The organism is Streptomyces sp. MMG1533, assembly GCF_001279775.1.
Lineage (GTDB): Bacteria > Actinomycetota > Actinomycetes > Streptomycetales > Streptomycetaceae > Streptomyces.
In genome coordinates, this window is the sequence record NZ_LGDG01000231.1 from 25,867 (window position 1) to 50,036 (window position 24,170).

19 protein-coding genes and 2 pseudogenes are annotated in these 24,170 nt (G+C 71.0%); 12 read left to right on the forward strand and 9 right to left on the reverse strand.

All coding sequences use genetic code 11. The annotated features are described in order from the left end of the window. Positions 1 to 18: 18 nt before the first annotated feature. Positions 19 to 1,533: a M1 family metallopeptidase gene (locus ADK57_RS28885; protein WP_199830706.1), complete on the reverse strand. Its 1,515-nt coding sequence runs from the start codon at positions 1,531 to 1,533 to the stop codon at positions 19 to 21. Between the two features lie 198 nt (positions 1,534 to 1,731). Between ADK57_RS28885 and ADK57_RS28890 the strand changes: the two are divergent. The 3 genes and pseudogenes from ADK57_RS28890 (at position 1,732) to ADK57_RS28900 (ending at position 6,372) form a co-directional block, all read left to right on the forward strand. Beyond that, a pseudogene (locus ADK57_RS28890) lies at positions 1,732 to 3,684 on the forward strand (Xaa-Pro dipeptidyl-peptidase). Continuing rightward, a pseudogene (locus ADK57_RS28895) lies at positions 3,681 to 4,583 on the forward strand (hypothetical protein). The pseudogenes ADK57_RS28890 and ADK57_RS28895 overlap by 4 nt, the downstream one beginning before the upstream one ends. 88 nt (positions 4,584 to 4,671) lie before the next feature. After that, positions 4,672 to 6,372 carry a BCCT family transporter gene (locus tag ADK57_RS28900; protein WP_053752539.1) on the forward strand — a complete coding sequence of 567 codons (1,701 nt, stop codon included), beginning with the start codon at positions 4,672 to 4,674 and terminating at the stop codon, positions 6,370 to 6,372. A gap of 20 nt (positions 6,373 to 6,392) precedes the next feature. Here ADK57_RS28900 and ADK57_RS28905 read toward each other — a convergent pair whose 3' ends face one another. Then, positions 6,393 to 7,343: an FAD-dependent oxidoreductase gene (locus tag ADK57_RS28905; protein ID WP_053752540.1), complete on the reverse strand. Its 951-nt coding sequence runs from the start codon at positions 7,341 to 7,343 to the stop codon at positions 6,393 to 6,395. 66 nt (positions 7,344 to 7,409) lie between these two features. Here ADK57_RS28905 and ADK57_RS28910 point away from each other — a divergent pair, with 66 nt between their 5' ends. Both ADK57_RS28910 and ADK57_RS28915 read left to right on the forward strand, forming a co-directional pair. Further along, the gene (locus tag ADK57_RS28910) at positions 7,410 to 8,432 is read left to right on the forward strand and encodes a hypothetical protein (protein ID WP_053752541.1); all 1,023 of its coding nucleotides are present in this window, start codon (positions 7,410 to 7,412) and stop codon (positions 8,430 to 8,432) included. Between the two features lie 49 nt (positions 8,433 to 8,481). Further along, the gene (locus tag ADK57_RS28915; RefSeq protein WP_053752542.1) at positions 8,482 to 10,122 is read left to right on the forward strand and encodes an ABC-F family ATP-binding cassette domain-containing protein; all 1,641 of its coding nucleotides are present in this window, start codon (positions 8,482 to 8,484) and stop codon (positions 10,120 to 10,122) included. On the opposite strand, the gene ADK57_RS28920 is transcribed toward ADK57_RS28915, so the two are convergent. The 3 genes from ADK57_RS28920 to ADK57_RS52040 all read right to left on the reverse strand — a co-directional run bounded on the left by ADK57_RS28920 (position 10,119) and on the right by ADK57_RS52040 (position 13,358). Further along, the gene (locus tag ADK57_RS28920) at positions 10,119 to 10,676 is read right to left on the reverse strand and encodes a putative glycolipid-binding domain-containing protein (RefSeq protein ID WP_053752543.1); all 558 of its coding nucleotides are present in this window, start codon (positions 10,674 to 10,676) and stop codon (positions 10,119 to 10,121) included. The two genes, ADK57_RS28915 and ADK57_RS28920, sit on opposite strands and share 4 nt — an antisense overlap. Positions 10,677 to 10,757: 81 nt before the next feature. Next, on the reverse strand, positions 10,758 to 13,130 hold the full coding sequence (locus ADK57_RS28925) for a Tex family protein (protein WP_053752544.1): 2,373 nt from the start codon (positions 13,128 to 13,130) through the stop codon (positions 10,758 to 10,760). 96 nt (positions 13,131 to 13,226) lie between these two features. Further along, positions 13,227 to 13,358: an LPFR motif small protein gene (locus ADK57_RS52040; RefSeq protein WP_252100555.1), complete on the reverse strand. Its 132-nt coding sequence runs from the start codon at positions 13,356 to 13,358 to the stop codon at positions 13,227 to 13,229. 149 nt (positions 13,359 to 13,507) lie between these two features. On the opposite strand from ADK57_RS52040, the gene ADK57_RS28930 reads away from it, so the two are divergent. Beyond that, complete coding sequence (locus tag ADK57_RS28930; RefSeq protein WP_053752545.1) at positions 13,508 to 14,467, forward strand: GlxA family transcriptional regulator; 960 nt, start codon at positions 13,508 to 13,510, stop codon at positions 14,465 to 14,467. A 10-nt stretch (positions 14,468 to 14,477) separates the two neighbouring features. Then, entirely contained in the window at positions 14,478 to 15,113 is a 636-nt protein-coding gene (locus ADK57_RS28935) for a DJ-1/PfpI family protein (RefSeq protein ID WP_053752546.1), read from the forward strand. Here ADK57_RS28935 and ADK57_RS28940 read toward each other — a convergent pair. Further along, positions 15,100 to 15,855, reverse strand: coding sequence for an enoyl-CoA hydratase/isomerase family protein (locus tag ADK57_RS28940; protein WP_053752547.1), 756 nt, complete (start codon positions 15,853 to 15,855; stop codon positions 15,100 to 15,102). The genes ADK57_RS28935 and ADK57_RS28940 overlap by 14 nt on opposite strands. A 280-nt stretch (positions 15,856 to 16,135) precedes the next feature. Between ADK57_RS28940 and ADK57_RS28945 the strand changes: the two genes are divergently transcribed. After that, positions 16,136 to 16,645 carry an ATP-binding protein gene (locus tag ADK57_RS28945; RefSeq protein ID WP_053752548.1) on the forward strand — a complete coding sequence of 170 codons (510 nt, stop codon included), beginning with the start codon at positions 16,136 to 16,138 and terminating at the stop codon, positions 16,643 to 16,645. A gap of 3 nt (positions 16,646 to 16,648) precedes the next feature. Here ADK57_RS28945 and idi read toward each other — a convergent pair whose 3' ends face one another. From idi to galE, 3 genes are all read right to left on the reverse strand, one after another. Continuing rightward, positions 16,649 to 17,242, reverse strand: coding sequence for an isopentenyl-diphosphate Delta-isomerase (gene idi, locus ADK57_RS28950; RefSeq protein ID WP_053752549.1), 594 nt, complete (start codon positions 17,240 to 17,242; stop codon positions 16,649 to 16,651). Between the two features lie 187 nt (positions 17,243 to 17,429). Then, positions 17,430 to 18,380: a cation diffusion facilitator family transporter gene (locus ADK57_RS28955; protein WP_053752550.1), complete on the reverse strand. Its 951-nt coding sequence runs from the start codon at positions 18,378 to 18,380 to the stop codon at positions 17,430 to 17,432. A 156-nt stretch (positions 18,381 to 18,536) separates the two neighbouring features. Beyond that, a complete protein-coding gene (gene galE, locus ADK57_RS28960) occupies positions 18,537 to 19,508 on the reverse strand; it encodes a UDP-glucose 4-epimerase GalE (RefSeq protein ID WP_053752551.1) in 972 nt (323 codons plus the stop codon). 287 nt (positions 19,509 to 19,795) lie between these two features. On the opposite strand from galE, the gene ADK57_RS28965 reads away from it, so the two are divergent. Genes ADK57_RS28965 through ADK57_RS28980 form a run of 4 tightly spaced genes read left to right on the forward strand, consistent with a single transcriptional unit; the run spans position 19,796 to position 24,138 of the window. Beyond that, positions 19,796 to 21,583, forward strand: coding sequence for a DUF5941 domain-containing protein (locus ADK57_RS28965; RefSeq protein ID WP_053752552.1), 1,788 nt, complete (start codon positions 19,796 to 19,798; stop codon positions 21,581 to 21,583). Next, entirely contained in the window at positions 21,580 to 22,332 is a 753-nt protein-coding gene (locus ADK57_RS28970; protein ID WP_053752553.1) for a sugar phosphate nucleotidyltransferase, read from the forward strand. The genes ADK57_RS28965 and ADK57_RS28970 overlap by 4 nt, the downstream gene beginning before the upstream one ends. Further along, positions 22,320 to 23,381, forward strand: coding sequence for an iron-containing alcohol dehydrogenase family protein (locus ADK57_RS28975; RefSeq protein WP_053752554.1), 1,062 nt, complete (start codon positions 22,320 to 22,322; stop codon positions 23,379 to 23,381). The genes ADK57_RS28970 and ADK57_RS28975 overlap by 13 nt, the downstream gene beginning before the upstream one ends. Next, the gene (locus ADK57_RS28980; protein WP_078973398.1) at positions 23,359 to 24,138 is read left to right on the forward strand and encodes a CDP-alcohol phosphatidyltransferase family protein; all 780 of its coding nucleotides are present in this window, start codon (positions 23,359 to 23,361) and stop codon (positions 24,136 to 24,138) included. Before ADK57_RS28975 ends, ADK57_RS28980 begins: the two co-directional genes overlap by 23 nt. Positions 24,139 to 24,170: the final 32 nt, after the last annotated feature.

The window sequence follows — 24,170 nt, forward strand, 5'->3', positions numbered from 1 at the left end:
ACGTCGGCCGTGCGACTGCTACTGCTCGTGCTCGTGCTCGTGCTCGTGCTCGTGCACGTCGTTCGTCGCGGCGATCTTCTTCCACGACTTCGGCTGAACGGGAGCCGCCGCCCTGGCGAGAGACGCCTCCCGCGCCGCGGGCGCCGACGGCTTCACCGGCTGGAACAGCCACGTGTCGAACAGTGCGGCCAGTGGCTTCCCGGACACCTGCTCGGCGTACTTCTGGAAGTCGGCGACCGACGCGTTGCCGTGCGCGTAGGTCTGCGGCCAGCCCTTGAGGATCGCGAAGAACGCCTCGTCACCGATCTCGTTGCGCAACGCCTGCAGGGCCAGTGCGCCCCGGTCGTAGACGGCGAGGTGGAACTGGTTCTCCGGCCCCGGGCCTCCGGGCTTCACCGTCCAGAAGGCGTCGTCCGCCGGATGCGAGGCGTACACGTAGTCGGCGAGTTCCTGCGCCGTCCCCTCGTCCTCGTGCTCGGACCACAGCCACTGGGCGTACCGCGCGAAGCCCTCGTTGACCCAGATGTCCTTCCAGCCGGCGACGGACACGAGGTCGCCGTACCACTGGTGGGCCAGCTCGTGCACGACCACGGAGGTGTTCGTCCCGCCCGCGAACTGCCGAGGGCTGTAGAAGGGCCGGGTCTGGGTCTCCAGCGCGTACCCGGTGTTGGTGTTCGGCACGTACCCGCCGAGCGCGTTGAACGGATACGGCCCGAAGTAGCCGGTCAGCCAGTCCGCGATCTCCCCGGTCCGCTCGATGCTCGCCCGCGCGGCGCCGTAGTTGTCGCCGAGGTCCTTGCTGTAGGCGTTGACGACCGGAATGCCGCTCTCGGTCGTGCCGGTCGTGATGTCGAACTTCCCGACCGCCAGCGTGGCGAGATACGTGGCCTGCGGCTTGTTGGAACGCCAGTTGTAGCGGGTCCAGCCGGCGCGTGAACTCGTCGACTGGAGGGTGCCGTTGGAGATGGCCTGGCTGCCGTCCGGCACCAGCACCGACACGTCGAAGGTGGCCTTGTCCAGCGGGTGGTCGTTGCCGGGGAACCACCACCAGGCCGCCTCGGGCTCGTTCGCCCCGACCCCGCCGTCCGGCGTGCGGTGCCAGCTGGTGAAGCCGTACGCCTGCTTCGACGAGGGCACACCGCTGTAGCGCACCACGACGGTGACGTCGGTGCCCTTCGCGAGCGGGGTCTTCGGGGTGATCTCCAGCTCGTGCTCGCCGGAGGTCGTGAACGACGCCTTCGCGCCGTTGACCCGCACCTCGCCGACATCGAGCAGGAAGTCCAGATTGAAGCGGGACAGGTCCTGTGTGGTGCGGGCCAGCAGGGTCGCCGTGCCCTCCAACTCGTCGGTCGACGGCTGGTACTTCAGTCGCAGGTCGTAGTGGGAGACGTCGTATCCGCCGTTGCCGTAGTCCGGGTAGTAGGGGTCGCCGATACCCGGCGCTCCGGGGGAGTGACTCGCGGCCGATGCCGGGATCGCCAGCAACAGGGTGGCCGCTGCGAGTGCGCCCGGCGCGATGATTCTGCGGTGCACAAAAGCTCCAAGTCGTAGGGGCACGGAGTCTGTTCGCAGCCTATTGATCCCCTGTGGGCCCGAGTCTGTCCATGGCCACCCCTGTCACACGAATGCCATTCGGCCGTCATGAACCCGCCGTTCCGCATGCCTCACGCGCCCCGTAAACGTCCGGTTGCCCTCTTCTGCACGGGAGTTGACCGATGTACCGTCCCGCGCATGCCGATACGCATGCGCTTCACGACCTGGAGATCGCTCGCCACGGCCGCCGTCGCCGCCCTGGTGGCAGCCCTCGTCACCCCGATGGCCGCCCACGCCGCCCCGCAGGAGAGCCGACCGGTCTACTCGTACGAGAACGCCGTCCGCGAGGCCGTCTGGGTGGACACCGGACTCGACGGCGACAGCGACGGGAAGACGGACCGCGTCGCCGTCGACATCGTCCGGCCGCGCGAACCCGCCCAGCAGGGCCGCAAGATACCCGTGATCATGGACGCCAGCCCGTACTACTCCTGCTGCGGGCGCGGCAACGAGAGCCAGAAGAAGACGTACGACGCCGCCGGAAACGTCGTCCGGATGCCGCTGTTCTACGACAACTACTTCGTTCCCCGCGGCTACGCCTTCGTCGGCGTCGACCTCGCCGGAACCAACCGCTCCGACGGCTGCGTGGACGTCGGCGGACGCTCCGACATCCAGTCCGCGAAGGCCGTCGTCGACTGGCTGAACGGCCGCGCCAAGGCCTACACCAGCCGCACCGGCACCACCGCGGCCAAGGCGACCTGGACCAACGGCAGGACGGGGATGATCGGCAAGAGCTGGGACGGCACCATCGCCAACGGCGTGGCCGCCACCGGAGTCAAGGGCCTGAAGACGATCGTCCCGATCAGCGCCATCTCCACCTGGTACGACTACTACTTCTCCAAGGGCGCCCCGCTCTACGACTCCGGCCCCGACTGGCTGTCCGACTACGTCGACAGCCCCGACGCCCGCGCCAAGTGCGCGGCGGTCCAGCAGAAACTCGTCGACGGAGCGCCGCGCACCGGCGACCGGACCCCGCTGTGGAGCGAGCGCGACTACGTCAAGGCCGCGAGCAGGGTGAAGGCGAGCGTCTTCCTGATCCACGGCATGCAGGACCTCAACGTCCGTATGCAGCACGTCGGTCCGTGGTGGGACGCCCTCGCGAAGAACGGCGTGGAGCGCAAGATCTGGCTCTCCCAGACCGGTCACGTCGACCCCTTCGACTTCCGCCGCGCCACCTGGGTCGACACCCTGCACCGCTGGTTCGACCACGAACTCCTCGGCTACGACAACGGCATCGACCGCGAGCCCGTTGCCGACATCGAACGCCACCCCGACCAGTGGGCCACCTCGAAGTCCTGGCCGCCGCGCGGCACCAGCGCCACGACCCTGCGCCCCGCCGAGGGCAGCCAGGAGGGCGTCGGCACCCTCGGCCTGCGCAAGGGCACCGGCACCGAGACCTTTACCGACAACCCGCAGCTGAGCGAGACCGACTGGGCGGCACGGATCGACACGTCGACGCCCGAGAAGGCGGGCTTCGTGACCGGGCCGCTCACCCGGGACCTGCGCGTGTCCGGCTCCTCCCAGGTCACCGTCACCGCGACCCCGACCACCTCGACGGCCCACCTGTCCGCCGTCCTGGTCGACCTCGGCCCCGACACCATCCGCGACTACGCGGCGAGCGGCGAGGGCATCAGCACGCTCACCGACCGCACCTGCTGGGGCGTGAGCACGACGGGCGACAGCGCCTGCTTCAAGGAGACGCAGGCCAAGACCACCGACGTCGGCTACACGGTCGTCAGCCGCGGCTGAGCCGACCTCGGCAACCACGCCTCCGGCACGGGCGTCCCGCTCACTCCGGGCAAGGCGTACACCATCACCCTCGATCTCGGGGCCACCGACCACGTCGTCCCGGCCGGCCACCGCCTCGCACTGATCGTCGCGGGCACGGACAAGGACCTCATCGACCCGCCGTCCAGCAACCCGACGCTGACGGTGGACCTGTCCCGTACGTCCGCACGCGTGCCGCTCATCGGCGGCGCGGCCGCGTTCGCGCGCGCCACCTCGGGCTCCGCGTCCGCCGCCCCCGAGGCCACGGCCCTCGACGGGGTCCAGGGACCGCGCACCGCCCAGCGCGTCCCGGAGGGAGCCCGGTGATCCGTACCCTGACACTCGCGACGGCGGCCCTGGCCGCGTCCCTCGTCGCGACCCCGTCCGACGCCGCCCCGACCCCGCCCCGCACCGGCTTCGAGGAGTCGGACGGCGCCCGCTGGACAGGGGAGTCCGAGGAACAGGAATTCCTGGCTGCCGTCGACAGGGGGAGCAGCCGTGTCTCCGTCACCTCCGTCGGTACGACGAAACAGGGCCGCCCGCTCCAACTCGTCCAGGTCGGCGCACGGCACGCCCCGGACAAGGTGCTGCTCGTGTGCGTGGCGCCGTACTCGTGCAAGTCGTAGATCACGTCGGGGCGTTGGTCCCGGACGGCCCGCCGCGCAGCGCGCCGGGTACACCACGGGCACGTACGGCATCTGGACCGACCCCGTCACCGGCGACCCGATCCGACAGGTCGCCGGGGACGGCCAGGAGCGCATCCTGCGGAACATGTCCGGAGTCAAGCACGCCCTCGGCCTGCTCATCGAGAGCCGGGTGGAGCCCTGACGGACGTCGATGAAGCGGTCAACAACAAGCGCCGCGTGAACTCCCAACTCGCCGCACTGGAAGGGCTGTTCGGGTTCGCCGACGAGCGCCGGGCCCAGGTCGGGGCCTCGACGGACGCGGCCCGGCGCGCCGGGTACACCGCCACCGGGCCCGTCTACGTCGGCGGCGCGGACAACGACCCGCCCGAACCGGCCGAGGTGATCCAGGACCAGCCCTGCGGCTACCGGCTCACCGCCGACCAGTACGCGGAGGTGAAGGACGAACTCGCCCTGCACGGAGTACGAACGAAGGGCACCAACGTCCCGCTCCGCCAGCCCCTGCGCGCCCTCGTCCCACTGCTCCTCGACGAACGCGCCCCGTACCACCTCACGGTCGGGGAGCCCGACACCGGCTGCTGAGGCGGTTGAGACCGGCGGCAGCTGTGGTAGGCCGTAGGGCACCACGCACAACAGGTGTACGGATGGCTTCCTCGGCAAGGCGCTGCACATGACAGAAGATCTGAAGAAGAGGGGTGGCCGGGAAAGTCCCTCGGACGTTCCCGGCCGTCAGACGGACCGGGTGGTGTTCGGCGTCACCGCCGTCATCACCGTGGCCTTCGTGATCTGGGGCGCGGCGGCGACGGACTCGCTGGAGAGCGTTTCCACGAAGATGCTCAACGGCCTGATCCACAACGGCGGCTGGGCCTTCATGCTGGCCGCCTCGTGTTTCGTGGTCTTCGCGCTGTGGCTGGCAGTCAGCCGCTACGGCCGGATCCACCTCGGCGCCGAAGGCGAGGAACCCGAGTTCCGCACGGTGTCCTGGGTCGCGATGATGTTCAGCGCCGGCATGGGTATCGGCCTGATGTTCTACGGCGTGAGCGAACCGCTCTCGCACTACACGACCCCACCGCCGGGCACCAGCCCCGCCGACTCCGCCGAACGCATGGAGACGGCGATGGCCACCACCCTCTTCCACTGGACGCTGCACCCCTGGGCGATCTACGCGGTGGTCGGCCTCGGCATCGCCTACAGCACCTTCCGCAAACGCCGGCGCCAGACCATCAGCGCGGTCTTCACGCCGCTCATCGGCGAGAAGCACGCCAACGGTGCCGCGGGCCGGGTCATCGACATCCTCGCGATCATCGCCACCGTCTTCGGCTCCGCGGCCTCGCTGGGCCTGGGCGCCCTCCAGATCGGTTCCGGTTTCCAGGAACTGGACTGGATGGACGACGTGAGCACCGGCCTGCTCGTCGCCATCATCGCCGTGCTGACCCTGGCCTTCGTCGCCTCGGCGGTCTCCGGCATCGAGCGGGGCATCCAGTGGCTGTCCAACATCAACATGGTGCTCGCCCTCGTGCTCGCCGTCTTCGTGTTCATCGCGGGCCCCACGATCATCGTCCTCGACCTGCTGCCCACCTCGGTCTTCTCCTACCTCGGTGACCTGCCGCAGCTCGCCGGCCGCACCGAGGCCGCCGCCGGCGAGGGCGTCGCGGACTGGCTCGGCAGCTGGACCGTCTTCTACTGGGCGTGGTGGATCTCCTGGACGCCCTTCGTCGGCATGTTCATCGCCCGTATCAGCCGCGGCCGCACCATCCGGCAGTTCGTCGGCGGCGTCATCCTGGTGCCCAGCACCGTCAGCCTCGTCTGGTTCGCGGTCTTCGGCGGTACGGCGATGAAGCTGAAGGAGGGCGGCGCGCTCGGCGGCGAGTCGACCCCCGAGGGCCAGCTCTTCGGCGTCCTGCAGGAGTTCCCGATCGCGACCGTCACCAGCCTGCTCGTGATGATCCTCGTCGGCATCTTCTTCGTCTCCGGCGCCGACGCCGCGTCCATCGTCATGGGCACGCTCTCCCAGAAGGGCGCCCTGGAGCCGGGCCGGTTCGTCGTCGTGTTCTGGGGTGTGGTGACCGGAGGCGTCGCCGCCATCATGCTGCTCGTCGGCAGCGGCCAGGGCGACGCGCTCACCGGCCTGCAGAACCTCACGATCCTGGCCGCCGCACCCTTCGTCCTCGTGATGATCGGCATGTGCGTCGCCCTCATGCGCGACCTGCGGCAGGACCCGGTCATCGTGCGCGGTGAGATGGGCTCCGAGGCCGTCGCACTCGCCGTGATCGAGGGCCACAAGAGGTACGACGGCGACTTCGAGATCAGGGTCGGCCCCGGCGCGGGCACCGAGACGGAGGGCGACCCACTCGGCCACGACCACGGCTGAGCACGCTCCGGCTCGGGCTCTCAGGGGGCGGCCAGCCCGGCCGCCCCCTCCGCGCATCCCCAGGCCACGGTCACCCCCGCACCGCCGTGACCGTAGTTGTGGACCAACACCCGCCCGCCGGGAAGGAGTTCACGATCCAGCCGGACCGTGCCCCGGGAGGGCCTGAGTCCCACCCGGTGCGCCAGCACCCGTGCCCCGGCGATCTCGGGCCGCAGCGCCGCACACCGCCGTACGATCGCCTCCGCCACCGCGGGATCGGGTTCAAGGGACCACTCGTCCTCGTCCGCGGTGCCGCCCAGCACGAGCCGGCCGGGCTGCGGGAAGAAGTACGCCCTCTCCCCGGCGGCGTCCGTGGAGACCAGCCAGGTGCGGATGCCGGGGTTCTCCACCACGACCAGCTGCCCGCGCACGGGACGCAGGGCCGGGTCCGGCACCAGCTCGCGGGCACCCAGCCCCGTGCAGTTGACCACGACCGGAGCCTCGACCTCGGCCAGGTCCGACACCGTACGCGTCTCGATCGCCCCGCCCGCCGCGAGGAACCGCTCCCGCAGCCACGGCAGATGAGTCGACATGTCGATGAGGGGCAGCCGCGCCCACATCCCCGTCCCGTCGTACTCCTCGGTCGTCGCCGCCCGCAGCCCCGGCAGCCGCGCGCCCGCCCACGCCTGGGACGTGTCCGGATCCGCCTCGCCCTGTACCCCTTCGACCATGCGTACGCCGGTCGCCTCGGGCGAGGCCGCGAGCTCCTCGTAGACGTCCAGCGAGCGCAGCGCCCAGGTACGCGCGAGGGCGACCGGCTCGATCGCGTACGGCCACCACAGCGCCCCGGCAACCGCCGAGGTGGTCCGCTCGACCGGATCCCGCGTCCACACCCGCACCCGTCGGCCGCGCTCGGCCAGCACGACGGCCGTCGTCAACCCGATGACACCGCCACCGACCACGACGACGTCGTCCTTCAGTTCGCTTTTCACGCGGGGACGCTAGCGGAATATGTCATGCCGTGCTCACATCGGGCCCAGTCTGGGGATACTCACAGCATGTCTGCCGAGTACGCGACCTTCGGCCTGGCACCGGCGATGCGTGCCGGTGGAGTCCTCGCCAACGGTGACTACCAAATACACCGGGACTTCGTGGACTTCATCGTCGACGGGCGCCCGCTGCTCTTCCAGCTCTCCGACCTCGACGCCGTCTCCCCACTCGCCTCCGACGTCCCACCCGCGATCTTCACCGCCCAGGTCCGCAGCCTGCTCCTGGAGGCGGACGCGCCGCTGCCCGGCGGCCGCTACGTCGTCTACGGCTGCCCCGAGTGCGAGGACCTGGGGTGCGGCGCCGTCACCGCGGTGATCGACCGCGACGGTGACGACTTCGTCTGGCGGGACTTCGCCTGGCAGACGGACGAACACGCCGACCTGGAGCGCAACGGCTACCACGGCATCGGCCCGTTCCGCTTCCACGGCGCCGAATACCGTGCGGCGCTCACCTCCCTCCTGGACACCTCCGCCGACACCCCCCGACGCCGCGTCCTGCTCATCGGCGCCCGCGTCGCCCTCCTCGCCAAGCTCGCCGCCGCCCTGCGCACCATCGGCATCGGCGCCGACATCACCCGCGACGCGCACGACGTCCCCGCCGACGAACTGCGCGCCTACGGCGCGGTCGCCTTCGGCCGAGCGATCACCGAGGAGGAACGCGCCGCCGTACGTCACTCCTTCGAGCGCGCGGGAGTCGACGTGGTCTACGTCGACGGCCTCGCCCCCATCGTCCCCCTCCTCGTCGCCCAGATAGAGAACGCCCTGGACCGCAGCCCCCTGGAGCGGCGCCGCCTCACCCGCCTGGTGGCCGCCGACGGCGAGGCGGGCGTCGAGGTCACCTCCCCGTGCCGGGTCCGCCTCACCGCGTACCGCCTCGACCGCCTCTACCGCATCCACACCCACGAGGTCTTCGACGGCATCCTGGAACCGGGCCGTCATCGCATCGCCCTGGACGCCAGGGCAGTGAAGGGGGAGTCCTTCGTGGTGGCCCGGACGTCGGGGAGTGTGCTGGTGGAGGCGATGGCCCACTGAGAAACCGGGACGCGGTCCGCCGGGGCGGGCCACTATCATCGGCGGTCTGATGACTGCCACCCTCGTCGCCAAGAACCTCGCCGCCGGCCACGGCGACCGCTCCCTGTTCTCCGGGCTCGACCTCGTCGTCGCGCCCGGAGACGTCATCGGGCTGGTCGGAGCCAACGGCGCGGGCAAGTCCACGCTGCTCCGGATGCTCGCCGGCCTCCTCGCCCCCGAGGAGGGCGAGCTGCGTCTGTCCCCGCCGACGGCGACCGTCGGCCACCTGCCGCAGGAGCCGGAGCGACGGCCCGGCGAGTCCGTACGGGAGTTCCTCGCGCGCCGCACCGGAGTCGCGGAGGCCCAGCACACGATGGACGTGGCGACCCAGGCCCTGGTCGACGGCGCACCGGGCGCCGACGACGCCTACGCGACGAGCCTGGAGCGCTGGCTCGACCTCGGCGGTGCCGACCTGGACGAGCGGGCGGAAGAGGTCGCCGACACGCTCGGCCTCGCCGTCGACCTCGACCAGCCGATGACGTCGCTGTCGGGCGGCCAGGCGGCCCGAGCGGGCCTCGCCTCCCTCCTCCTGTCCCGCTACGACGTCTTCCTCCTCGACGAGCCGACCAACGACCTCGACCTGGACGGCCTGGAGCGCCTCGAACGCTTCGTGAGCGGCCTGCGCGCCGGTACCGTCGTCGTCAGCCACGACCGCGAGTTCCTCACCCGCACGGTCACCAAGGTCCTCGAACTCGACCTGGCCCAGCAGCAGATCACCCTCTACGGCGGCGGCTACGAGGCCTACCTGGAGGAGCGGGAGGTCGCCCGCCGGCATGCCCGCGGCGACTACGAGGAGTACGCCGACAAGAAGGCCGCCCTCCAGGAGCGGGCCCAGATCCAGCGTTCCTGGATGGACAAGGGCGTGAAGAACGCGCGCCGCAAGGCGGGCAACGACAACGACAAGATCGGCCGCAAGTTCCGCAGCGAGGCGAGCGAGAAGCAGGCCGCCAAGGCCCGCCAGACCCAGCGCATGATCGAACGCCTCGACGTCGTGGAGGAACCCCGCAAGGAGTGGGACCTGCGCATGGAGATCGCGTCGGCCCCCCGCTCGGGCGCGGTCGTCGCGACCCTGCGCGACGCCGAGGTCCGGCGCGGCGACTTCGTGCTCGGCCCGGTGTCCCTCCAGATCGACTGGGCGGACCGGGTGGCGGTGACGGGAGCGAACGGCGCGGGCAAGTCGACGCTGCTCGGTGCCCTGCTGGGGCGCGTCCCGCTGGACGCGGGTGCGGCCGCTCTCGGCTCCGGTGTCCTGGTCGGCGAGGTCGACCAGGCCCGCAAGCTGTTCCACGGCACGGAAGCCCTCCTGGAGGCCTTCGGTGCTGCCGTCCCGGACACCGAACCGGCCGAAGTCCGCACGCTCCTGGCCAAGTTCGGCCTCAAGGCGGCCCACGTCCTGCGCCCGGCATCGACGCTCTCCCCGGGCGAGCGCACCAGGGCGGCGCTGGCCCTGCTCCAGGGCCGAGGCGTGAACCTCCTGGTCCTCGACGAGCCGACCAACCACCTGGACCTGCCGGCGATCGAGCAGCTGGAGTCGGCGCTGGACGCCTACGAGGGCACGCTCCTCCTGGTCACCCACGACCGCCGCATGCTGGACGCGATCCACGTGACCCGCCGCCTGGAGGTGGCCGACGGCAAGGTGACGGAGCGCTAGGACGAGGTCAGACGCCGAGCCAGGCCCGGATACTCGACCACGCACCCGTCCTCGTCGACCTCCAGGTCGCTGCGGAAGTCGCCGGAGGCGAAGCGCACCAGCCCCGAGCCGAGGTGGGTGTAGGTCTGCCGGGACGGCTCCACGGTCAGATCGGGCACGGACACCCACGCCATGAGGAACTCCCGCTCACCGGGTGCCCGATGGAGGCCGTGCCGCAGCACCGGCATGGTGTTGGTCAGCGGGCACAGGCCGAGGTCGCAGTCGAGGGCGCCGTCGGCCTGGGCGATCCGCTCGCCGTTCGCGGTCCACCGTCCCTCGCCGTCGTGGCGCAGGTCGAGGAGGTGGGTGCCGTGCGTGGTGGCGGCCTCCACCAGCAGCCGACGGGTGACGAAGCCGTCGGTCGTGTCGAGCGCGTACGAGATCCAGTACGTCTCGGGCACGGTACCGATGGCCCTGCCACGTGCCCGGAGCGTCCTTTCGTCGAGGTCGATCCAGGCCGTTTCGTAGCCCTCGCTCCCGGACACGTCCCAGGTGATCACACGTGATGTCCGCATGGCGCCACCTTACGGACGAACCGGCCCGGACCCTCCGTGGCGTACCGGAGAGTCCGGGCCGGACGGGTCAACCCCTGCCGCTCAGCGCCGGCCCTTCTTGGGGTCGACGAGCCCCGCCTTGCGCAGGGCGTCGGCCATCGCGCTGTTGGCGGGCGGCGGAGCCTGGCGCGAGCCGCCGCCGCCACCGCCCCGGTTCTGCCGCTGCTGCGGCGGGCGTCCGCCCCGCTGCCGACGCTCGCCGCCGCCCGCGGCCGGCTGCCGCTCCTTGGGGGCCGCCTCGTCGTCGAGGCGGAGCGTCAGCGAGATCCGCTTGCGCGGGATGTCGACGTCCAGCACCTTCACCTTGACGATGTCGCCCGGCTTCACCACGTCCCGCGGGTCCTTGACGAACGTCTTCGACATCGCGGAGACGTGCACCAGGCCGTCCTGGTGGACGCCGACGTCCACGAACGCCCCGAAGGCCGCCACGTTCGTGACCACGCCCTCGAGGATCATCCCGGAGGACAGGTCGGAGATCTTCTCGACTCCCTCCTTGAAGGTGGCCGTCTTGAACGCGGGCCGAGGGTCGCGCCCCGGCTTCTCCAGCTCCTTGAGGATGTCGGTCACCGTCGGCAGACCGAACGTCTCGTCGACGAAGTCCTGCGGCTTCAGCGAGCGCAGCACACCGGTGTTGCCGACGAGCGACGCCACTTCCTGGCCCGCGGTCTTCACCATCCGCCGTACGACGGGATACGCCTCCGGGTGCACGCTGGACGCGTCGAGCGGGTCGTCGCCCTCGCGGATCCGAAGGAAGCCCGCGCACTGCTCGTACGCCTTGGGGCCCAGCCGTGCCACCCCCTTGAGCTGCGCGCGGGACTTGAACGGGCCGTTCGTGTCCCGGTGCGCCACGATGTTCTCGGCGAGCCCGGACGAGATGCCGGAGACCCGGGCGAGCAGGGGCGCGGACGCGGTGTTCACATCGACACCCACGCCGTTCACACAGTCCTCCACCACCGCGTCCAGCGAACGCGACAGCTTCACCTCGGACAGGTCGTGCTGGTACTGGCCGACACCGATGGACTTCGGGTCGATCTTCACCAGCTCGGCCAGCGGGTCCTGCAGCCGCCGGGCGATGGAGACCGCGCCGCGCAGCGACACGTCCATGTCCGGCAGTTCCTGCGAGGCGAACGCGGAGGCCGAGTACACGGAGGCGCCCGCCTCCGACACCATCACCTTGGTGAGGTTCAACTCGGGGTGCTTGGCGATCAGTTCACCGGCGAGCTTGTCGGTCTCCCGGGACGCCGTGCCGTTGCCGATGGCGACCAGCTCGACCGCGTGCTCCTTCGAGAGGCGGGCCAGCTTGGCGATCGCCTCGTCCCACTTGTTCGCCGGGACATGCGGGTGGATGACGTCCGTCGCCACCACCTTGCCGGTCGCGTCGACCACGGCGACCTTGACGCCGGTACGGAAACCGGGGTCCAGCCCCAGTGTCGCGCGCGTGCCGGCCGGGGCGGCGAGCAGCAGGTCGCGGAGGTTCGACGCGAAGACGTTGACGGCCTCGTCCTCGGCGGCCGTCCGCAGCCGCAGCCTGAGGTCGATGCCGAGGTGCACGAGCAGACGGGTGCGCCAGGCCCAACGGACCGTGTCCTGCAGCCACTTGTCGGCCGGACGGCCCCGGTCGGTGATCCCGAACCGGTGCGCCACCATCCCCTCGTACGAGGAAGGCCCCTCCGTCGCCTCCTCGGGTTCCAGGACGAGGTCGAGGACGTCCTCCTTCTCGCCGCGCAGCATCGCGAGGATGCGGTGCGAGGGCAGCTCGGTGAACGGCTCGGCGAAGTCGAAGTAGTCGGCGAACTTGGCGCCCGCCTCCTCCTTGCCCTCCCGCACCTTGGCGGCCAGCCGCCCGCGCACCCACATCCGCTCGCGCAGTTCACCGATCAGGTCGGCGTCCTCCGAGAACCGCTCGGTGAGGATCGCCCGGGCGCCGTCGAGAGCCGCCTGCGGATCGGCGACACCCTTGTCGGCGTCGACGAAAGCGGCGGCCGCGGCGAACGGATCCACGCTCGGATCGCTGAGCAGCCCTTCCGCCAGCGGCTCGAGACCGGCCTCGCGCGCGATCTGCGCCTTGGTGCGCCGCTTCGGCTTGAACGGCAGGTAGATGTCCTCCAGCCGCGCCTTGGTCTCGGCACCGCGGATCCGCGCCTCGAGCTCGGGCGTCAGCTTGCCCTGCTCGCGCACCGATTCCAGGATCGCCGTCCGCCGCTCCTCCAGCTCCCGCAGATAGCGCAACCGTTCCTCGAGCGTGCGCAGCTGCGCGTCGTCGAGCATCTCGGTCGCTTCCTTGCGGTAGCGGGCGATGAAGGGCACCGTCGAACCGCCGTCGAGCAGTTCCACGGCAGCCCTGACCTGCCGCTCCCGTACGCCGAGTTCCTCGGCGATCCTGCCTTCGATCGACCCTGCGAGGGGTGTCGTCACGATCCCGTACCGCCTTCTCCACTGAGGTTGCGCGGCAATTGTGGCAGGTGACACCGACAGTCGGGGATCAGGGCGGCAACCCGGCGGGGCGGGCCGTCAGGCCCGGCGGCTGCGCGTCGAACCCGAGGCACCCCCGAAGAGGCGGGCCAGAGCCCTGAAGGGCAGCGTCACGACGGTGGCGATGGCACCACCGATCTGGCGCAGAACGTCTGCGATCGCACGGAACACGTGATTCCCCTTTCCTCTCCCGACACCGTGGCCGGGACGGCCGAGTACCTCGGAGATCGCCGCCCATGCGCGCGACTCCACGTCCGATGGCAGTAAAGGTGGGTTACTCGTCATTGCAGCCAGCCGGCCGTCGGCGAAGAATCGGCCGCATGCCGCAGCGAACCGTCCTCGTCGTCCTCTTCGACGGCGTCCAGAGCCTGGACGTCTCCGGCCCCGTCGAGGTCTTCGCCGGGGCCGAGACGTGCGCCCCGGGCACGTACCGCGTCCGCACGGCCTCCGTGGACGGCGCTCCGGTGCGCACCTCCAGCGGCCTGACCCTCGTACCGGACGAGACCCTCACCGGTACACCCCGCCCGCACACCCTTCTCGTCCCGGGCGGCCAGGGCACCCGCACCCCCGACCCGCGCCTGACCGCCTGGCTGCGCGAGCACGGCCCGCGCGCGCGGCGCCTCGTCTCCGTCTGCACCGGCGCGATCCTGCTCGCCGAGGCGGGCCTGCTGGACGGCCGCCGCGCCACCACCCACTGGGCGTACTGCGACACACTCGCCCGCGACCACCCCGCCATCGAGGTAGACCCGGCCCCCATCTACGTACGGGACGGGCACGTCTTCACCTCGGCGGGCGTCACCTCCGGCATCGACCTCGCCCTGGCCCTCGTCGAGGAGGACCTGGGCCGGGACGTGGCGCTCATCGTCGCCCGTCACCTGGTCGTCTTCCTGCGCAGGCCCGGAAACCAGGCCCAGTTCAGCGCCCAGCTGGCTGCCCAGACCGCCCGGCGCGAACCGCTGCGCGATGTCCAGCAGTGGATCACCGAGCATCCCGCCGGCGACCTGAGCGTCGAGTCGCTCGCCGAACGCGCCCGCCTGTCACCCCGCCACTTCGCCCGCGCCTTCCGCGCCGAGACCGGCATGACGCCCGGCCGCTACGTGGACCGCGTCCGCCTCGAACACGCCCGCCGCCTCCTGGAGGACACCGGCGACGGAGTCGAGGAGATCTCCCGGGCCAGCGGCTACGGCACCCCCGAGGCCATGCGCCGCGCCTTCCTCAAGGCGCTCGGCGCGGCCCCGGCGGAGTACCGCCGCCGGTTCAGCCCCGCACCCGCCCGCTGAAAGGAAACAGATGCAGATCGCCATCGTCCTCTTCGAGCGCTTCACCGCCCTGGACGCCGTCGGCCCGTACGAGACGCTGGGCCGCCTCCCGGACGCGGAGACCGTCTTCGTCGCCGAGCGGACCGGCCCCGTGCGCACCGAAACCGGGAACCTCGCCCTCACCGCCGACCGGACGCTCGCCGAGGTGCCGAGCCCCGACATCGTGGTCGTGCCCGGCGGTCCCGGCCAGACCCCGCAGATGGAGAACGACACCCTGCTGGACTGGCTGCGCACCGCCGACGCCACCAGCACCTGGACGACCTCCGTGTGCTCCGGCTCCCTGCTGCTCGCCGCCGCCGGACTCCTCGAGGGGCGCCGAGCGACCTCCCACTGGCTGGCGCTCGACTTCCTGAAGCGGTTCGGGGCCGAGCCGACGGGGGAGCGGGTCGTCTTCGACGGCAAGTACGTCACCGCGGCCGGCGTCTCCGCCGGCATCGACATGGGCCTGACCCTGCTCGGCAGGATCGCGGGCGACGAACACGCGCAGGCCGTACAGCTGTTGACGGAGTACGACCCGCAGCCGCCCTACGACGCCGGATCCCCGGACAAGGCCCCGGCGCACCTCGTCGAGGAGTTCCGCGGCAAGAGCCGTTTCATCCTGACGTAGGCACGTTCCATGTGAAGCGTGGCTGTCTGCGCTCCAGGAACGCGGCGACGCCCTCCGAGGTGTCGCCGCTGCCGCGCGCCTGTTCGGTCCAGTACGCGTCGCGGTCCGTACGTCCGTTCGCGTACTCCTTCGCCGCGGCCTGCGTCAGCTGCGAGCGGGACACCAGGATCCGCGTGAACTCCGCGACGCGCTTGGCGAGTTCGCCCTCGGGCAGCACCTCGTCCACCAGGCCGGTGCGCAGCGCCCGTTCCGCGCCGATCAACTCGCCCGAGAACAGCAGGTACTTGGCGGCAGCCGGGCCCACCAACGACACCAACCGCCGGGTGGAGGAGGCCGGATACACGATTCCGAGCTTCGCCGGAGTCACCCCGAACAGCGCGCCCTCCTCGGCGAACCGCAGATCGCAGGCCGCCGCGAGCTGTGACCCGCCGCCCACACAGTGACCGCGGACCGCCGCGAGCGTCGGCTTCGGGAAGCCGGCGAGGGCCTCTTCGGCACGCACGGCCAGTGTCTGCGCCTCCTCCGGAGACCCCCGTAGCGTGGAGATGTCGGCCCCCGCGCAGAACGTCCCGCCCTCACCGGTCAGCACCAGCGCCCGTACGTCGGGATCGGCGGCCAGCGCCTGGAGCAGCGGCGGCAGCGCGCGCCACATCGCGGCCGTCATGGCGTTGCGCTTGGCCGGATGGTGGACGACGACGGTGGCGACCGAGTCGGTGACGGTGTGCAGCAGCTGCGGCTCCATGGGCCGGATGCTATCCGCCCAGGTGGACAGGCGATCAAGAGAGGTCGTGAGCGGCAGGCGGTACGCATCGCGCGCGGTGGCCGTCAAACCCGTACAACCCGAATAGTTCGCGAAGGCTGCGCGAGGGGGACAGGAGCGGTCCCACATCTGACGGTGTCATACGCCAACGGTCAGAAGTGCTCGATATCTGCTGACTTCTGTTCAGCTCTTCGGGGCGGAGCAGCTCGTTGCCAACACTCGAGATGTGGTGACAATCGAGCGCAAGGGTGGCGACCGGACAATGGAAGACCATGGGCGCGGGTCGGCCCCACGCCCAGCAGGCGGCACGGACGAGCCCCTCGACCCGAGGCCGCCGGATCCGTTGCCGTACGAGGGGGTGTGGCGGTTCACCGCTCCCGCCGTCGACGTCTCGGTCCCACAGGCGCGACATGCCGTACGGGACCTGCTGCACCGCCAGGGAGTGCCGGTCTCGGACGACCTCGTCCAGGGGCTGCTGCTGATCGTCTCGGAGCTGGTCACCAATGCGGTGAGGCATGCGGCGCTGCTTTCGCCGATGCTCGCCGTGGAGATCGCCGTCGGCGCGGAATGGGTGCGGGTGGCCGTGGAGGACAACCACCCCTACCGCCCGACCGCCCTGGAGGCCGACCACGGCCAGACCGGTGGCCGCGGACTCCTTCTGGTGCGCGAGATCACCAGGGAGGCGGGTGGGGTGTGCGACGTCGAGCACACCACGAGCGGCGGCAAGGTGATCTGGGTCGCCCTGCCGCTCAAGCCCGCGCGGGTGCCGTAGGGCTCACCAGCCGGCGGACGCGCCCGTCAGCTCCCTGACCGCGGGTCGGGCCGCGTCCAGGACGGTCATGAACCAGGAGGAGAAGGTGTCCTTCTCGTGTCGCTCCGACAGCTCGGCGGGCGTCGCGAAGGCCGTCGCGCCGACCTCCTCCGGGTCCGGCCGCAGCGGGGACTGCACCAGCCCCACGAAGAGGTGGTTGTACTCCTGCTCGACCAGGCCCGAGGCCGGGTCGGGGTGGTTGTAGCGGACCGTGCCCGCCTCGGCGAGCAGCGACGGGGAGACACCGAGCTCCTCGTACGTCCGCCGGGCGGCCGCGGCGAAGGGCGCCTCACCGGGGTAGGGGTGGCCGCAGCAGGTGTTGGACCAGACGCCGGGGGAGTGGTACTTGCCCAGGGCACGCTGCTGGAGCAGCAGCCGGCCCCGCTCGTCGAAGAGGAACACCGAGAAGGCGCGGTGCAGCTGCCCCGGCGGCTGATGGGCGGCGAGCTTCTCCGCGGTGCCGATCGTCACACCGTTCTCGTCGACCAGTTCCAGCAAAATCGCGTCCACGGTGCCGTTCGACGAACTGTGCGTCGCGGTGGCAGGTGTGATCGGCATACCCATCCTTCGCATTGGTCTTCGCGCCCCAAGTGTGCCGTACGAATCCGGCACTCCCGGCAGTTGATCGTGCCCGGCGCGGCGGCTGCGGAACCGTTCGGGGCGGGGCTGTGAGCATGAGGACGCAGCCGCGCACCGGACCGATGCGTTCCGTCGGAACCCGTGTTTCAGGGGCCGTACCGGTGTGTCAGTGACACAGTCGCGCCTCGTGCTCCGCGTGCCCGCTCGGCTCCAGCTGGAAGGTGCAGTGCTCCACGTCGAAGTGGTGGCCGAGGCAGCCCTGGAGCTCGTGCAGCATCTTCTCGTGGCCGATCGCGCTCAGGACGTCGGAGCGCACGACCACGTGCGCGGACAGGACCGGCATCCCGGACGTGATCGTCCAGGCGTGCAGGTCGTGGACGTCCTCGACACCGTCCAGGGCGAGTATGTGGGCCCGAACCTCCGCGATGTCGACGTCCTTGGGGGCCGCCTCCAACAGCACGTCCAGGGTCTCGCGCAGCAGCTTCCAGGTGCGCGGCACGATCATCAGGCCGATCACGAGCGAGGCGATCGGGTCGGCGGCCTGCCAGCCGGTGGTGAGGATCACGACCGCCGAGATCAGCACCGCGACCGAGCCCAGTGCGTCCGCGGCCACCTCCAGGAACGCGCCGCGCACGTTCAGACTGTCCTTCTGTCCGCGCATCAGCAGCGACAGCGAGATCATGTTCGCGACCAGACCGATCGCGCCGAACACGATGGTTAGCCCGCCCTCGGTCCCGGCGGGCGTCAGGAACCGGTGGACCGCCTCGTACAGGACGTATCCGCCGACCCCGAGCAGCAGCAGGCAGTTGGCGAGGGCGGCGAGGATCTCGGCGCGGGCCAGCCCGAAGGTGCGCCGATCGCTCGGCGGGAGGCTCCCGAAGTGGATCGCCAGAAGTGCCATGCCGAGGCCCAGCGCGTCGGTCGCCATGTGCGCCGCGTCGGCGACCAGCGCCAGCGAGTCGGCGACCACGCCTCCGATGATCTCGACCACCATGACGCCGAGCGTGATGGACAGCGCGACCCGCAGCCGCCCGCGGTACGCCGCGGTCGCCGTACCGCCGGCCGACGCACCGTGCGTATGCCCGTGCGCGTGCCCGTGATCGTGCCCAGCCCCCATGAAAGCGTCCTCCTGATGTTCCGCCCGGGATCACAGTGAACTACGGGTGGGGGGTATGGGGCAACGCGGCACTGAACACCGTTGTCATGTGCCCTGACCTGCAGAAACGATCCGCAGGTCAGGGCGTCGGCGATGCTTCGCCGGCCCGTTCGCGGCTCACCCGCCGTGGTGCCGCAGCCACCCCTGCCAGGCCGACTCGACCATCTCGCGCACCTCGCGCCGGGCCGTCCAGCCCAGCTCCTCGGCGGCCCGCGAGGCCGAGGCGACCGCGCGGGGCGCGTCTCCGGGGCGCCGGGCCTCGACGAGGGGCGGCCGTCGGTCCCCGCTCACCTCGCCGATGACCGTGATCAGTTCGCGTACGGATACGCCCTCGCCGCGACCGATGTTGACCGTCAGGTCACCGGGAGTGGTGGCTCCGGTCAGTCGCCGGGCCGCAGCGAGGTGGGCCTCGGCGAGATCGGCGACATGGATGTAGTCACGGATGCAGGTGCCGTCCGGCGTCGGATAGTCGTCGCCGAAGATCCGCGGAGCCTCGTCACGGGTGAGCCGGTCGAAGACCATGGGAACGATGTTGAAGACGCCCGTGTCCGCCAGCTCCGGCGCGGCCGCCCCGGCGACGTTGAAGTAGCGCAGGCACACGGTCGAGATCCCGTGCGCCCGGCCCGCCGCCCGCACCAGCCACTCCCCGGCGAGCTTGGTCTCGCCGTACGGGTTCACCGGGTCGCACGGAGTGTCCTCCGTGATCAGGTCCACGTCGGGGTTGCCGTACACGGCTGCCGAGGAGGAGAAGAGGAAGCGCTCGACACCGGCCTCGGCGACCGCCTCCAGGAGCGTGGCGAGACCGCCCACGTTCTCCCGGTAGTAGCGCGCCGGCTGCGCCACGGACTCGGCGACCTGCTTGCGCGCCGCGAGGTGCACCACACCCGTCACCCCGTGCTCGGCGCACACCCGCTTCAGCAGGTCCGCGTCCAGCGACGAGCCGTGGACGAGCGGGACGTGTGCCGGGAGCCGTGCGGGCACCCCGGTGGAGAGGTCGTCAAGGACGAGGACGCGCTCTTCGGCGTCGGTCATGGCCCGCGCCACATGTGCCCCGATGTACCCGGCACCGCCGGTGATCAGCCATGTCATGGTCGCCCACCCTATGCCGAGGCTCCGACGCCGCGCGCAATGTCCTGTATGCCCGCTCTGGGGGCGCAGGTTTGTGGGCGGAGCCCGCAATCACCGATGATGATCGCGGCAAAGGCCGGTGGAGACGGTGCTGATCTGCCCGTGAACGGGCGGTGAACACGGCCTTCCGGGGATCCGATAGCCTCTGCCGACATGCCGCCCGGCTGGTGCAGCCAGCCACGCCAAGGGGCGCCCCACCATGCACATGCCCGGCGCCCCCCGCGTCGGCACTCAGGGAGTGAGTTCGGTTGTCGACCGCCATCCTCACCGGTCAGCCGGTCCCCGGATCGTCGATCGAGGGCGATCTGCGGTCCCTCGGCTTCGACGTCCGGATAGCCGCCGACACCGCCGACGCCGAGGCGCTCCTCGCCCAGGTGCCGGGTGACCAGCGGGCCGCCGTGGTCGACGCCCGCTTCGTGGGCCACGTCCACGCCCTGCGCCTCGGCCTCACCGACCCCCGCTTCCCGCTCGCCGCGGTGCCGGGCGCCGTGACCGCCCAGCCCGCCGGCCGCCAGGCCCTGACCCGGGCGGTGGCCCGCGAGAACTCCGCCGGCGGCGGTACGGCCGTCGCCGTCGACAGCCTCGCCGACCGCATCGTCACCGCCCTCGCGGCCGACGGCACCGACGTGCACCGCCCCGAGCTCGGCAGCCTGGTCGCCGAAGTCCCGGCCGACCCGCAGGCCCGCAACGAGGCACGGCAGGCCGTCGCCGCCGTCGACGACGAAGCCGTACGCCTGAAGTCGGCCGTGAAGGCCCGCGACGGCTTCTTCACCACCTACTGCATCAGCCCGTACTCCCGCTACATCGCCCGCTGGTGCGCCCGCCGGGGCCTGACCCCGAACCAGGTCACCACCGCCTCCCTGATCACCGCGCTGATCGCGGCGGGCTGCGCGGCCACCGGCACCCGCGAAGGCTTCGTCGCGGCCGGCATCCTGCTGATCTTCTCCTTCGTCCTCGACTGCACCGACGGACAACTCGCCCGCTACTCCCTGCAGTACTCGACGCTCGGCGCCTGGCTGGACGCCACCTTCGACCGGGCCAAGGAGTACGCCTACTACGCGGGCCTCGCCCTGGGAGCCGCCCGAGGCGGCGAAGACGTATGGGCCCTCGCCCTCGGCGCGATGGTCCTGCAGACCTGCCGGCACGTCGTGGACTTCTCCTTCAACGAGGCCAACCACGACGCCACCGCCAACACCAGCCCCACGGCTGCCCTTTCGGACAAGCTCGACAGCGTCGGGTGGACCGTGTGGGTGCGCCGGATGATCGTCCTGCCGATCGGCGAGCGCTGGGCGATGATCGCCGTCCTCACCGCGGTGACCACTCCTCGTATCACCTTCTACGCGCTGCTCATCGGGTGCGCGTTCGCGGCGACGTACACGACGGCGGGGCGCGTGCTGCGGTCGCTGACGCGGAAGGCGCGGCGCACGGACCGGGCCGCTCAGGCCCTGGCGGACCTCGCGGACAACGGGCCGCTCGCCTCACTTGTGGCGCATGCCACCCGCGCCCGCCTCGGCACCCCGCTGCTGGTGGCGCTGGCCGGGACCATTGTCCTCGCCGTGTCTCTCTTCTCCGGAGCGACCTGGGCGCCGGTCGCGGGTGCCGTCGTGTACACCATCACCGCCGGCCAGGCGCTGTACCGCCCCCTCAAGGGCTCCCTCGACTGGCTCGTCCCCCCGCTCTTCCGCGCCGCCGAATACGGCACCGTCCTGGTACTGGCGGCCCAAGCGGACGTGAACGGGGCCCTTCCTGCGGCTTTCGGCCTGGTGGCGGCCGTCGCCTACCATCACTACGACACGGTGTACCGCATCCGCGGCAACGCCGGAGCGCCCCCGGCCTGGCTGGTGCGCGCCATCGGGGGGCACGAAGGGCGGACGCTGCTCGTCACCGTTCTGGCTGCGGTGCTCACCGCTTCGCAGTTCAAGGTCGCGCTCACGGTCCTCGCCGTGGCCGTCGCCCTGGTGGTGCTCGTCGAGAGCATCCGCTTCTGGGCGTCCTCCGGGGCGCCCGCCGTACACGATGAAGGAGAACCCGCATGATCGGCCTCGTGCTGGCGGCCGGCGCCGGACGGCGTCTGCGCCCCTACACCGACAGCCTTCCCAAGGCGCTGGTGCCGGTGGGGCCCGCGGGCATAGAGGGCGAACCGACGGTCCTGGACCTGACACTCGGCAACTTCGCCGAGATCGGTCTGACCGAGGTCGGGATCATCGTCGGCTACCGCAAGGAAGCGGTGTACGAGCGCAAGGCGGCCCTGGAGCAGAAGTACGGCCTCAAGCTCACCCTCATCGACAACGACAAGGCCGAGGAGTGGAACAACGCCTACTCCCTCTGGTGCGGCCGTGACGCCCTCAAGGACGGTGTGATCCTCGCCAACGGCGACACCGTCCACCCGGTCTCCGTCGAGAAGACGCTGCTCGCCGCCCGCGGCGACGGCAAGAAGATCATCCTTGCCCTCGACACGGTGAAGTCCCTCGCGGACGAGGAGATGAAGGTCGTCGTCGACCCCGCCAAGGGCATGACGAAGATCACCAAGCTGATGGACCCGTCCGAGGCCACCGGTGAGTACATCGGCGTCACCCTCATCGAGGGCGACGCCGCCCCGGAGCTGGCCGACGCGCTGAAGACGGTCTGGGAGACCGACCCGCAGCAGTTCTACGAGCACGGCTACCAGGAGCTGGTGAACCGCGGCTTCCGGATCGACGTGGCGCCGATCGGCGACGTCAAGTGGGTGGAGATCGACAACCACGACGATCTCGCCCGTGGACGGGAGATCGCGTGCCTCTACTGACCCGGCTCATCCCCGCGCCGGTCGTCGTCGACATCCGCCCGGGTGCCCTGGACGACCTGGTCGGCGTCCTCGCCGACGAGCGCATCTCGCACTCCGGCAGGCTCGCCATCGCCGTCAGCGGCGGCTCCGGCGCCAAGTTGCGGGAGCGCCTCGCCCCCTCGCTGACCGGCGCCACCTGGTACGAGGTCGGCGGCGGCACCCTCGACGACGCGGTCCGGCTGGCCGGTGACATAAAGGCCGGCCACTACGACGCGGTCGTGGGCCTCGGCGGCGGCAAGATCATCGACTGCGCCAAGTTCGCCGCGGCACGCGTGGGCCTCCCGCTGGTCGCCGTACCGACGAACCTCGCGCACGACGGCCTGTGCTCGCCGGTCGCCACCCTCGACAACGACGCCGGGCGCGGCTCCTACGGTGTGCCGAACCCGATCGCGGTCGTCATCGACCTCGACGTCATCCGCGAGGCGCCGGTGCGCTTCGTGCGGGCGGGCATCGGCGACGCGATCTCCAACATCTCCGCGATCGCCGACTGGGAGCTCGCCAACCGCGTCAAGGGCGAGAAGATCGACGGCCTCGCCGCCGCGATCGCCCGCCAGGCCGGTGAGGCGGTCCTCAGGCACCCCGGCGGCATCGGGGACACCGGTTTCCTCCAGGTCCTCGCCGAGGCGCTGGTCCTCAGCGGTATCGCGATGTCGGTGTCCGGCGACTCACGGCCGTCCTCCGGGGCGTGCCACGAGATCAACCACGCCTTCGACCTGCTCTTCCCCAAGCGGGCGGCCGCCCACGGCGAGCAGTGCGGACTGGGCGCGGCCTTCGCGATGTACCTGCGCGGGGCCCACGAGGAGTCGGCCTACATGGCCGAGGTACTGCGCCGGCACGGGCTGCCGGTGCTGCCGGAGGAGATCGGCTTCACGGTGGCCGAGTTCGTCCGCGCCGTGGAGTTCGCCCCCGAGACCAGGCCCGGCCGCTACACGATCCTCGAACACCTCGACCTCAAGACCGAACAGATCAAGGACATCTACGCCGACTATGTCAAGGCCATCGGTAGCTGAACTCCGTCCGGTCGTCCACCCCGCAGGGGTGAAGGACCGGCGCAGCGGTGAGCACTGGATGGGGCGCCTCTACATGCGCGAGGTGTCCCTGCGGGTCGACCGCTACCTGGTCAACACCAGGGTCACGCCCAACCAGCTCACGTACCTGATGACCGTCTTCGGCGTCCTCGCGGCCCCGGCACTCCTGGTGCCGGGGATCCCGGGCGCCGTGCTCGGCGTGGTGTGCGTCCAGATGTACCTGCTGCTGGACTGCGTCGACGGCGAGATCGCGCGCTGGAAGAAGCAGTACTCGCTCGGCGGTGTCTACCTGGACCGGGTCGGCGCCTATCTGACCGACGCCGCGGTACTCGTCGGCTTCGGACTGCGCGCCGCCGACCTGTGGGGCTCCGGGCGCATCGACTGGCTGTGGGCCTTCCTCGGCACCCTGGCCGCACTCGGCGCCATCCTGATCAAGGCCGAGACCGACCTCGTCGGTGTCGCCCGCCACCAGGGCGGCCTGCCCCCGGTCAAGGAAGCGGCGTCCGAGCCGCGCTCCTCGGGCATGGCGCTGGCCCGCAAGGCCGCCGCGGCGCTGAAGTTCCACCGGCTGGTGCTCGGGATCGAGGCGTCCCTGCTGATCCTGGTCCTGGCGGTCCTGGACCAGGTGCGCGACGACCTGTTCTTCTCCCGGCTCGGCGTCGCGGTGCTGGCCGGCATAGCGCTCCTGCAGACCCTGCTGCACCTCGTGTCCATCCTCGCGTCGAGCAGACTGCGGTGAGTGCCGTGACATCCTCCCTCAAGGTCGGCGCG